We start from the raw sequence: 9305 nt of genomic DNA, 5'->3' as shown, positions 1-9305 counted from the left end.
CGCTCGCGGCGGCGGCCGCGCTGCGGCTGACGCGGGCGGAGACCGCGGCGCTCGACCGCGCCTCCGCCTCCTGACTCAGCGCCGGGGCGTCTCCGCGAGGATGCGGTGCGCGCCCCGCACGAACGCGGAGGTCGCGGCGATGACGTCGCCGGCGTAGGAGCCGGCCATCGCCCCGTCGCGGAGCAGGTAGAACTCGTCGGCGGCGGCGCCCGGCTGCGGATGGCCCGCGGCGCGCAGCTGCCCCTCGAGGAAGCCGGTGAACCAGTCGCGGTGGTCCGCGATGGCGAGCCGCACGGGATGGGTCGGGGCGGGGAACTCGGCGGCGGCGTTGATGAACGGGTCGCCGCGGAAGTTCGCCCTGGCGGTGTCGGAGACCACGGCGTCGACGAGCGCCGCGAGCACGCTCACCGCGTCGGGCGCCTCGTCCAGGAGCGCGGCGAGCGCCGCGCGGACCGCGGCGTCACGCCCGGTGATGTACTCGAGGATCAGGGCGTCCTTCGAGCCGTACTGCTTGTAGAACGTCGCCTTCGTGACGCCGGCGTCGGCGATGATCCGGTCGATGCCGACCGAGTTGATGCCGTCCGTGTAGAAGAGCTCGTCCGCGATCTCGAGCAGCCTGACACGGGCGTGGGAGGGCCGGCGGGCAGGGGCGCGGGTCGCCTGGTCGGTCACGGCCGACCTCCTTCCGCCCGATCGTGGGCTCCAGCACGCTAGCAGCCGAGGGGACAGACCGGTCTGTCCGCCCTTCGGTTCCGTACCCCCAGACCGGGTGCCCGGGGGAGCGGGGGGCGCCCAGCGCGCGCTGCGGGACGGGCGGCTACGATCCATTCCGCGATGTCGCAGTACCTCTATCTCGTGCGTCACGGCGAGCACCGGGACGCCGAGCACGGAGTGTCCGACGGGCCGCTGTCCCCGCGCGGCCGGCGCCAGGCCGAGCTCCTCGCCGGGCGCATGGGCGGCGTGCCGCTCACGAACGCCTGGTACGCGCCGAGCCGCAGCGCCACCGAGACCGCGGAGATCGTGGGCGGCCTGCTCCCGGCCGTCGAGCCGCGCGCATCCGCCCTGCTGTTCGATTGCGTGCCCTCCGGCATGACCGCGGACACGCCGAGGGCGTTCGAGTCGTGGTTCGCGGCGGTCACGCCCGCCGAGATCGAGGCGGGGCGCGCGCAGATGGAGGACGCGGTCGGCGAGTTCTTCGCTCCGGGCGCGCACGACCGGCACGACCTGCTCATCACCCACAACTTCGTGATCGCCTGGTTCGTGCGGCACGTCTTCGACGCCCCCGACTGGCGATGGCTGGGCCTGAACCAGGCGCACTGCGGGCTTACCGTGATCCGGGTGCGCCCGGGACGCCCGCCGGTGCTCGTGTCCCACAACGACCTGGCGCACCTGCCGTTCGAGCTGCGCACCGGTCTGCCCGAGACCTCGCCCGTCTGAGGCTCAGGCCGTCAGCGGCTTGGCGTACCAGTCGGTCGCGTTCGGGTTGTCGTTGAACGGTTCGACGGGCGCGAAGCCGGCGGACCGGTAGAGCCCGCCCGCCGCCTCCAGCGAGCGGTTCGTGTCGAGCACCAGGAGGCGGGCGCCCGACTGGATCGCCCGCGACTCGAGGGCGTCGAGCAGCCGCCGCCCGAGCCCTCGACCGCGGGCGGCGGGCACGACGTAGAGGTGCTTGACCTCCATCCGGACCCCCTCGCCCGTCGGCGCGATGGTCCGCAGGCCGCCGCAGCCGAGCGGCGTGCCGTCGTCGTCCTCGAGCAGCAGGAAGACGCCGTGCGGCGGCGTGAAGGCGGCGGGGTCGGCGGTGGCGGGGCGGTAGCCGCCGGGCGTCGGGAAGCCAGCGGCCCGCTCGCCGAAGTAGTCGGCGAGCAGGGCGGCCGGCGCGGCGTCGGTGGGGGAGACCGGCACGAGTCGCATGCGACGAGCCTAGGAGCGGCCCCTCGGTAGGCTGTCCGCCCGTGACCCGCCGCATCGCCCTCGCCGGCGCCTCCGGGCGGATGGGCCGGCTCGTGACCGAGGTCGTGTCCACGCTCGACGGCTTCGAGGTGACCGTCCCGCTCGGTTCGGGCGACGACCTGACCCGCGTCGCCGAGGCCGATCTCGTCGTCGACGTCACCCTTCCGCAGGTCTCGCCGAAGGTGGTCGCCGCGGCGGTGACGGCCGGGCTGCCCGTCCTCGTCGGAACGAGCGGATGGTCCGCCGACCGGGTGGCGGCGCTCCGCCCCACCGTCGCCGCCGGTGCTCCCGGTGTGCTCATCGTCCCCAACTTCTCGGTCGGCGCGGTGCTCGCCGGCGCGTTCGCCGAGCAGGCCGCGGCCTGGTACGACTCGATCGAGATCGTCGAGGCCCACCATGCGGGCAAGGCGGACTCGCCGTCCGGCACCGCGGTGAGCACCGCGGAGCGGATCAACGCGGCCCGTGTCGAGCTCGGGCCGGTGGTGGCCCCGCACACGGACCAGCGGGCCCGCGGCCAGCAGGTCGGGAGCGTCCCCGTGCACTCCCTCCGGCTGAGCGGCGTGCTCGCGCGACAGGAGGTGCTCCTCGGCGGTGCGGGCGAGCTGCTGACGATCCGGCACGAGACCCTCTCGCCCGCCGCGTACGTGGCCGGCATCCGCCTCGCCCTCAGCGCCCTCGAGACGATCGAGGGCGTCGTGGTCGGGCTCGAGCACCTGCTGCTGCCCGCCGTCCGGCGCCCGCGGACGGCCGCTCCCGTCGCGGACGCCCCGGACGGTCAGGCGGGGCTCGTCGCGGAGCCCTGATGGTGCGCGGGTTCGCCTCCGCCGCACTGATGGGTGTGCTGCTCGCGCTCTACGTCGCCCTGGTGGGCGTCCGGGCGGTCGCGTTCGTGGGCAGCGGCAGCCCGGTCGGGATCGCCATCGGCGTCGCGCTCGCCGTGATCGCCGTGCTCGGCGCCGCGGCGCTGGTGCTCGAGTTCCGGTTCGGCTGGCGCAGCACCCGGCTCGTCCGGCGGCTCGAGGCGGAGGGCGGGCTGCCGTCCGACGACCTCCCGCGGCGCCCGAGCGGCCGCGTCGACCGGACCGCGGCCACCGAGGTCTTCGACCGGTACCGGGACGAGACGCTCGCCGCACCGGACGAGTGGCGCACCTGGCTGCGCCTCGGCCTCGCGTACGACGCGAGCGGGGACCGCAGGCGGGCCAGAGCGGCGGTGCGGCGGGCGATCAGCCTGTCGTCGCGGGGCTGAGCTCCGCGTCGACGGCCTCGTCGCTCGTCGTGTGCCGGAAGACGAAGCCGTCCTGCTGGAGCTTCTCGGGTACGACCTGCTGGCTGGGGAGCAGCAGCTCCCGGCCCAGGTCGCCCATCCCGAGCTCGATCGCCTTCTCCGGGATCTTCAGGAGGTGCGGCCGGTGCAGGTCGCTCGCGAGCCGCCGCGTGACGTCGTCGGCCGTCGCGGGCGTCGGGCCGGCGAGGTTGACGGGACCCTCGAGGCTGCTCGTCAGCAGGTGGAGGATCGCCTCGACCTCGTCGTGCAGGCTGATCCACGGCCAGTGCTGGTGCCCGGAGGCGATCGTGGCGCCCAGGCCGAACGACGTCGCGCGGCGGAGCGGCTTCATCGCGCCGCCCGGGCCGATCACGATGCCGGTGCGGAGCAGCGCGGTGCGGGTCCTGGGCGGGGCGAGCAGCGCCGCCGCCTCCCACGCGTCGACGACGTCGGCGAGGAACCCGGCCCCGCGCGCCGACGCCTCCGTGAGCCGTTCGCCCGGGCGGTCGCCGTAGATGCCCACCGCGGAGGCCGACAGGAAGATCGGCGGCGGGGACGAGGTCATCCCCATCGCCTCGACGAGCGCCTGGGTGGCCTTCACGCGGGAGCGGAGGATCTGCTCCTTGTAGCGGGCCGTCCACGGCACGTGCGTGAGCGAGGCGCCGGACAGGTTGATGACCGCGTCGACGCTCTCGAGCAGCCGGAAGTCGAGGATCTTCGCATCAGGCGCCCAGCTGAACTCGTTCTCGGCCTTCGGCGGCCGCCGGACGAGCTTCTGGACGGTGTGGCCGGCCTCGGCGAGCCGGCGCTGCAGCGCCGTGCCGATCATCCCCGACGCGCCGGTGAGCAGGACCGTGAGCGTCGAGTCCCTGCGCAGGGGGCGACGGGCGATGGGGCGGGGCGCGGGCGCCGGTGGCGGGGTCGGCGCGACCCTCCGCGGCTTCGGCGCGGGCCGGGCGGACGGCACGGGGACGCGTTTCGTGCTCGCCATGGCTCGAGCGTAGTCGGCGGGCTCAGGGCGGGGGAGCGACGCTCTCGAGCGCGGCGAGGACGTCCGCGAGTCGCGGCGCGCCCTTCATCCGGAACCGCAGACGGCCGTCGCCGTCGAGCACGAACACGCTCGGCAGCGTCGTGACGGCGTACCGCCCGGCGAGGTCGCCCCTCCTGCCGAGGTCGACCGCGGCGATGCGGACGCCGGGGTGCGCGGCGGCCGCCTGCTCGAGGGCGTCGCGCACCGCGACCGATCGCACGTCGTGGTCGGCGGTGAAGAACAGGAGCGTCCCGCGGGGGCCGAAGGCGTCGTCCTCGAGGGCGACCTCCGCCGGGCGGATCCGCTCCCCGGAACCGCGTTTCGTCGTCCCGTCGCCGCGCCGCCAGGCGATGCCGACCCCGGTGGCCGCGAGCACGGCGAGCAGGGCGAGGAGCACGGCCACCCTCCGAGGCTAGGCGGCGACGCGGTGTCCGGCGCCCTGGATAGGGTCGTGCCCCGTGAGTGAGGACGAGGTCGAGTTCCGCAGCGACATGACCGTGGAGCTCGTGCGAGCCCATGCGTCGGACACCGACGTGCTGTTCGCCGCACGGGTGTCGACCCAGGGCGAGCAGACGCTCGAGCGGGCGAAGGCCGACGCCGACGAGCCCCGCACGACCGAGAAGCGCGACCGGGGGCTCATCAACTACCTCATGCGGGACCGTCACGGGTCGCCGTTCGAGCACAACTCGATGACCTTCTACGTGCAGGCGCCGATCTTCGTGTTCCGCGAGTTCATGCGGCACCGCATCGCCTCGTACAACGAGGAGTCGGGCCGGTACCGCGAGCTGCGACCGGTCTTCTACGTGCCGGCGCGCGAGCGCGCCCTGGTGCAGGTCGGCAAGCCGGGCGCCTACGAGTTCCTGCCCGGTGACGACGGGCAGCACGACCTCGTCGACCGGCTCACGAGGGAGCGCTCCGTCGCGGCCTACGCCTCGTACCGGGAGATGCTCGACGCCGGCGTCGCCCGCGAGGTCGCCCGCATCGTGCTGCCGCTGAACCTGTACTCGTCGATGTACGTGACGATGAACGCGCGCAGCCTCATGAACTTCCTCTCGCTGCGCACGAAGCACCCCGCGTCGACGTTCCCCTCGTTCCCGCAGCGCGAGATCGAGCTCTGCGCCGAGGCGATGGAGACGCACTGGGCGGGCCTGATGCCCCACACGCACGCCGCCTTCACCGCGAACGGTCGCGTCGCCCCCGAGCGCGCCGCGTCGCCCCCTAGCGCGCCGCGTCGCCTCCCAGCGCGCCGCGTCGCCGCGCGGATGCCGAGCTCGTGCGCGATCCGGCGCGGGCTCCCATGGCGACGGCGGCGCGTCGGCCGATCTCGCTCCGGAACCCGTGCGAGACGTCAGGACGGGCGGCGGCTGGGGAGAGGACGTCGGGCGTCCGGGTAGGGTTTCCCGGTGCCCGAGAACCCGTTCGGCCAGGTGCTGGTGGCCCTGGTCACCCCGTTCACGGCCGACGGCGAGGTCGACTGGCCCGGCGTCGAGCGCCACATCGACGCGTGCATCACGGCGGGCGCCGACGGCATCGTCGTCTCCGGCACGACGGGGGAGACGAGCACCCTCACCGACCCGGAGAAGGTCCGGCTCGTCGAGGTGGCCAAGTCGGTCGCCGGCGGCCGCGCGAGGGTGATCCAGGGCGGCGGATCGAACGAGACCGCCCACGCGATCGAGCTCTACAAGAAGTCGGCGCACGCGGCCGACGGGGTCATGATCGTCACTCCGTACTACAACAAGCCGACCCAGGCCGGACTGCTCACGCACTTCCGCATGGTCGCCGACGCCACCGAGCTGCCGGTCATCCTGTACGACATCCCCGGCCGGGCCGGGGTGCCGATCCGCTACGAGACGATCCTCCGTGCCGCGAAGCACCCGAACATCCTCGCCATCAAGGACGCCAAGGGCGACTTCAGCGAGGTCAGCCGCGTGCTGAACGCGACCGACCTGCTCTACTTCTCCGGCGACGACGCGAACGTGCTCCCGCACCTCGCGATCGGCGCCGTCGGACTGATCGGAGTGACCGCGAACATCGCGGCCGCCCCGTACCGCACCATCGTGGATGCGGTGAACAGCGGCGACCTGCACGCCGCGACGGCGCAGCACCGGCTCCTCGAGCCCCTCGTGCGCGCCGTGATGACCCATGTGCCGGGCACCGTGGCCACGAAGTACGTGCTGCACGGGCTCGGGAGGATCGGCTCGCCGCGCGTGCGGCTGCCGCTCGTCGGACCGGAGGAGGCGGAGGCCGCGATGATCGAGGACGAACTGGCGCTCGTGCACGACGTGCAGGGTGCGGATTTCAGGAACTTCCGGCCGGACCGGAACGCGGCCGCCGGTGGCGCGCTGCCCAAGGTCGCAGGGACGACCCGCTGATGCGCACCCCGCTCTCGGAGCCCGCGCCCCTCGCCGAGGACGCGCTGCGCATCGTCCCGCTCGGCGGCCTCGGCGAGGTCGGCCGCAACATGACCGTCTTCGAGTTCGGCGGCAAGCTGCTGATCGTCGACGTCGGCGTGCTCTTCCCCGAGACCGACCAGCCGGGCGTCGACCTGATCCTGCCCGACTTCGCCCCCATCCGGGACCGGCTCGACGACGTGCTCGGCGTCGTGCTCACGCACGGCCACGAGGACCACATCGGGGCCGTGCCGTACCTGCTGCGCCTGCGCCAGGACATCCCGCTGCTCGGGTCCGCGCTCACCCTCGCGCTCGTGGAGGCGAAGCTCATCGAGCACCGGATCAAGCCGTACACGCTGACGGTGAAGGAGGGCGGCACCGAGAAGCTCGGGCCGTTCGAGCTCGAGTTCGTCGCGGTGAACCACTCGATCCCGGATGCGCTCGCCGTCGCGATCCGCACGCCCGCGGGCACCGTCCTGCACACGGGGGACTTCAAGATGGACCAGCTGCCCCTCGACGGGCGGCTCACCGACCTCCGCGCCTTCGCCCGCCTCGGGGAGGCCGGCGTCGACCTGTTCCTCGCCGACTCGACGAACGCGGACGTGCCGGGCTTCACCCCGCTCGAGCGGTCGATCGGGCCGGTGCTCGAGGAGGTGATCAGCCGTGCCCCGCGCCGGGTGATCGTCGCGAGCTTCTCGAGCCATGTGCACCGCGTGCAGCAGGTGCTCGACGCCGCTCACCGGAACGGCCGCAAGGTCGCGCTGATCGGCCGCAGCATGGTGCGCAACATGACCATCGCGGCCGACCTCGGCTACCTGAAGGTGCCGGAGGACGTGCTGATCGACTCCAAGCGGGCGGCCACGCTGCCCGACGCGCAGGTCGTCTACATGTCGACCGGTTCGCAGGGCGAGCCGATGGCCGTGCTGTCCCGGATGGCGAACCTCGAGCATCCGATCGAGATCGGCGAGGGCGACACGGTGATCCTCGCCTCGAGTCTCATCCCGGGCAACGAGAACGCCGTCTACCGCGTGATCAACGGCCTGACCAAGCTCGGCGCGAACGTCGTGCACAAGGGCAACGCGAAGGTGCACGTCTCGGGTCACGCGTCGGCCGGCGAGCTGATGTACGCCTACAACATCCTGAAGCCGAAGGGCGCCATGCCCGTGCACGGCGAGGTGCGGCACCAGGTCGCGAACGCGCGCATCGCCGTCGAGACCGGGGTGCCGGAGGACCGGGTGATCATCGCCGAGAACGGCACCGTCGTGGACCTCGCCGGCGGGGTCGCCCGCGTCGCGGGCAGGCTCGACCTCGGTTTCGTCTACGTGGACGGCTCGAGCGTCGGCGCGATCACCGACGCGGACCTGAAGGACCGCAGGATCCTCGCGGAGGAGGGCTTCATCTCGATCTTCGTCGCGATCGACCTCGCCACCGGCCGGGTCATCGCGGGCCCCGAGATCCAGGCCCGGGGCTTCGCGGAGGACGACGAGGTGTTCGCGAAGGTGCGTCCGCAGATCATCGAGGCGCTCACCGACGCGGCCCGCAACGGCAACACCGACCTGCACGCGTACAGCCAGGCGATCCGGCGAACGGTCGGCCGCTGGGTCAACACGAAGCACCGGCGCCGCCCGATGATCATCCCGGTGGTCGTGAGCGCCTAGCTCATCCGCCGGCCCGTGTGCAGGTTCCGGGCCCGCGTGCAGGTTCGAAGGGCCCGATCCCCGGTGCGGACGGGCGCGGGACCTGCACGCGGGCGAGCCGGACGACCTCTTGCGTGAGCGCCGACTGGAGGATAATCTGCAACCAAATGGTTGTAGATGTGGACCTGGCGCAGGTGGAGATCGACCGGATCTTCCAGGCGCTCGCCGACGCCACCCGCCGCGACATCCTCACCCGGGTGATCGAGCGGGAGCAGTCGGTGTCGGCCCTCGCCGGCGCCTACCGGATGAGCCTCCCGGCCGTGCAGAAGCACGTGTCGGTGCTGGAGCGGGCAGGGCTGATCGGCAAGACCCGGCACGGGAGGGAGCAGCACGTGCATGCGGAACCGCAGCGGATCCGTCTCGCTCGCGAGCTGCTCGACCGGTACGAGGTCCTCTGGCGCCACCGCATCGCCGCCATGGACGCCCTCCTCGCGGAGGACCCGGCCCACCGATCGAAGGAGTAGCACCATGCCCGTCCTCGCCGTCGAGAAGGACCTCGACCGCCACCTGCTGACCGTCACGGCGGAGTTCGCCGCGCCCGTGGAGCGCGTCTGGGCGCTCTACGCCGACCCGCGCCGCCTCGAGCGCCACTGGGGCCCTCCCGGCGCGCCCGCCACGTTCGTCCGCCACGAGCTCGTCCCCGGCGCCCGCTCGCACTACTACATGACCGGACCCGACGGCGAGCGGACCGACGGCATGTGGATCGTCCGCGAGGTCGACGCGCCCCGCTCGTTCGAGGTCGACGACGCCTTCGCGGACGAGCACGGCGAACCCAAGGCCGAGACGGGCTTCATGCGGATGCGAGCGGACTTCGCGCCCGTCGACGGCGGTACGCGCGTCACGTTCGTGAGCACCTTCGAGTCCACCGAGCAGCTCCAGCAGATGCTCGAGATGGGCATGGAGGAGGGCCTCACGCTCGCCATGGGCCAGATCGACGACCTGCTCGCCGAGGAGGGCGCCTCCGTCTGATC

11 protein-coding genes and 1 pseudogene are annotated in these 9305 nt (G+C 73.1%); 8 read left to right on the top strand and 4 right to left on the bottom strand.

Features of this window, described 5'->3' with window-relative positions; translation table 11 throughout:
- Positions 1-75 precede the first annotated feature (75 nt).
- Positions 76-672, bottom strand: coding sequence for a TetR/AcrR family transcriptional regulator (locus tag JWQ92_RS10310; RefSeq protein ID WP_297344371.1), 597 nt, complete (start codon positions 670-672; stop codon positions 76-78).
- 162 nt (positions 673-834) lie between these two features.
- On the opposite strand from JWQ92_RS10310, the gene JWQ92_RS10305 reads away from it, so the two are divergent.
- Positions 835-1437, top strand: coding sequence for a histidine phosphatase family protein (locus JWQ92_RS10305; protein ID WP_297344370.1), 603 nt, complete (start codon positions 835-837; stop codon positions 1435-1437).
- 3 nt (positions 1438-1440) lie between these two features.
- Here the strand turns inward: JWQ92_RS10305 and JWQ92_RS10300 are convergent, their stop codons facing one another.
- Positions 1441-1914 carry a GNAT family N-acetyltransferase gene (locus tag JWQ92_RS10300; RefSeq protein ID WP_297344369.1) on the bottom strand — a complete coding sequence of 158 codons (474 nt, stop codon included), beginning with the start codon at positions 1912-1914 and terminating at the stop codon, positions 1441-1443.
- Between the two features lie 41 nt (positions 1915-1955).
- Between JWQ92_RS10300 and dapB the strand changes: the two genes are divergently transcribed.
- Together dapB and JWQ92_RS10290 are read left to right on the top strand one after the other, a co-directional pair.
- Positions 1956-2756 (top strand): 4-hydroxy-tetrahydrodipicolinate reductase, encoded by an 801-nt coding sequence (gene dapB / locus JWQ92_RS10295; RefSeq protein WP_297344368.1) that lies wholly within the window; start codon positions 1956-1958, stop codon positions 2754-2756.
- Complete coding sequence (locus JWQ92_RS10290; RefSeq protein ID WP_297344367.1) at positions 2756-3199, top strand: hypothetical protein; 444 nt, start codon at positions 2756-2758, stop codon at positions 3197-3199. Before dapB ends, JWQ92_RS10290 begins: the two co-directional genes overlap by 1 nt.
- Here JWQ92_RS10290 and JWQ92_RS10285 read toward each other — a convergent pair.
- Positions 3177-4208, bottom strand: a complete 1032-nt coding sequence (locus JWQ92_RS10285) for a TIGR01777 family oxidoreductase (protein ID WP_297344366.1) — start codon at positions 4206-4208, stop codon at positions 3177-3179. The genes JWQ92_RS10290 and JWQ92_RS10285 overlap by 23 nt on opposite strands.
- 22 nt (positions 4209-4230) lie before the next feature.
- Entirely contained in the window at positions 4231-4650 is a 420-nt protein-coding gene (locus JWQ92_RS10280; protein ID WP_297344365.1) for a thioredoxin family protein, read from the bottom strand.
- An 88-nt stretch (positions 4651-4738) separates the two neighbouring features.
- Here JWQ92_RS10280 and thyX point away from each other — a divergent pair.
- The 5 genes and pseudogenes from thyX to JWQ92_RS10255 form a co-directional block, all read left to right on the top strand.
- Positions 4739-5446: pseudogene (gene thyX, locus JWQ92_RS10275) on the top strand (FAD-dependent thymidylate synthase); the annotation flags it as partial.
- A gap of 204 nt (positions 5447-5650) precedes the next feature.
- Positions 5651-6619: a 4-hydroxy-tetrahydrodipicolinate synthase gene (gene dapA, locus JWQ92_RS10270; RefSeq protein WP_297344364.1), complete on the top strand. Its 969-nt coding sequence runs from the start codon at positions 5651-5653 to the stop codon at positions 6617-6619.
- Positions 6619-8295: a ribonuclease J gene (locus JWQ92_RS10265; protein WP_297344363.1), complete on the top strand. Its 1677-nt coding sequence runs from the start codon at positions 6619-6621 to the stop codon at positions 8293-8295. The genes dapA and JWQ92_RS10265 overlap by 1 nt, the downstream gene beginning before the upstream one ends.
- A gap of 146 nt (positions 8296-8441) precedes the next feature.
- A complete protein-coding gene (locus JWQ92_RS10260; RefSeq protein WP_297344362.1) occupies positions 8442-8798 on the top strand; it encodes a helix-turn-helix transcriptional regulator in 357 nt (118 codons plus the stop codon).
- 4 nt (positions 8799-8802) lie between these two features.
- A complete protein-coding gene (locus JWQ92_RS10255; RefSeq protein ID WP_297344361.1) occupies positions 8803-9303 on the top strand; it encodes an SRPBCC domain-containing protein in 501 nt (166 codons plus the stop codon).
- Positions 9304-9305: the final 2 nt, after the last annotated feature.

Origin of the sequence: Amnibacterium sp. (assembly GCF_025463795.1) — a bacterium.
Lineage (GTDB): Bacteria > Actinomycetota > Actinomycetes > Actinomycetales > Microbacteriaceae > Amnibacterium.
The sequence above is the reverse complement of the archived record's forward strand: the minus strand, read 5'-3'. Positions and strand labels throughout refer to the sequence as shown.

Bases quoted from the DNA above. Each gene is read 5' to 3' on its own strand.
- JWQ92_RS10285 (WP_297344366.1), bottom strand. From the start codon at position 4,208: ATGGCGAGCACGAAACGCGTCCCCGTGCCGTCCGCCCGGCCCGCGCCG.
- JWQ92_RS10300 (WP_297344369.1), bottom strand. From the start codon at position 1,914: ATGCGACTCGTGCCGGTCTCCCCCACCGACGCCGCGCCGGCCGCCCTG.
- JWQ92_RS10265 (WP_297344363.1), top strand. From the start codon at position 6,619: ATGCGCACCCCGCTCTCGGAGCCCGCGCCCCTCGCCGAGGACGCGCTG.
- JWQ92_RS10255 (WP_297344361.1), top strand. From the start codon at position 8,803: ATGCCCGTCCTCGCCGTCGAGAAGGACCTCGACCGCCACCTGCTGACC.
- JWQ92_RS10305 (WP_297344370.1), top strand. From the start codon at position 835: ATGTCGCAGTACCTCTATCTCGTGCGTCACGGCGAGCACCGGGACGCC.
- JWQ92_RS10290 (WP_297344367.1), top strand. From the start codon at position 2,756: ATGGTGCGCGGGTTCGCCTCCGCCGCACTGATGGGTGTGCTGCTCGCG.
- JWQ92_RS10260 (WP_297344362.1), top strand. From the start codon at position 8,442: ATGGTTGTAGATGTGGACCTGGCGCAGGTGGAGATCGACCGGATCTTC.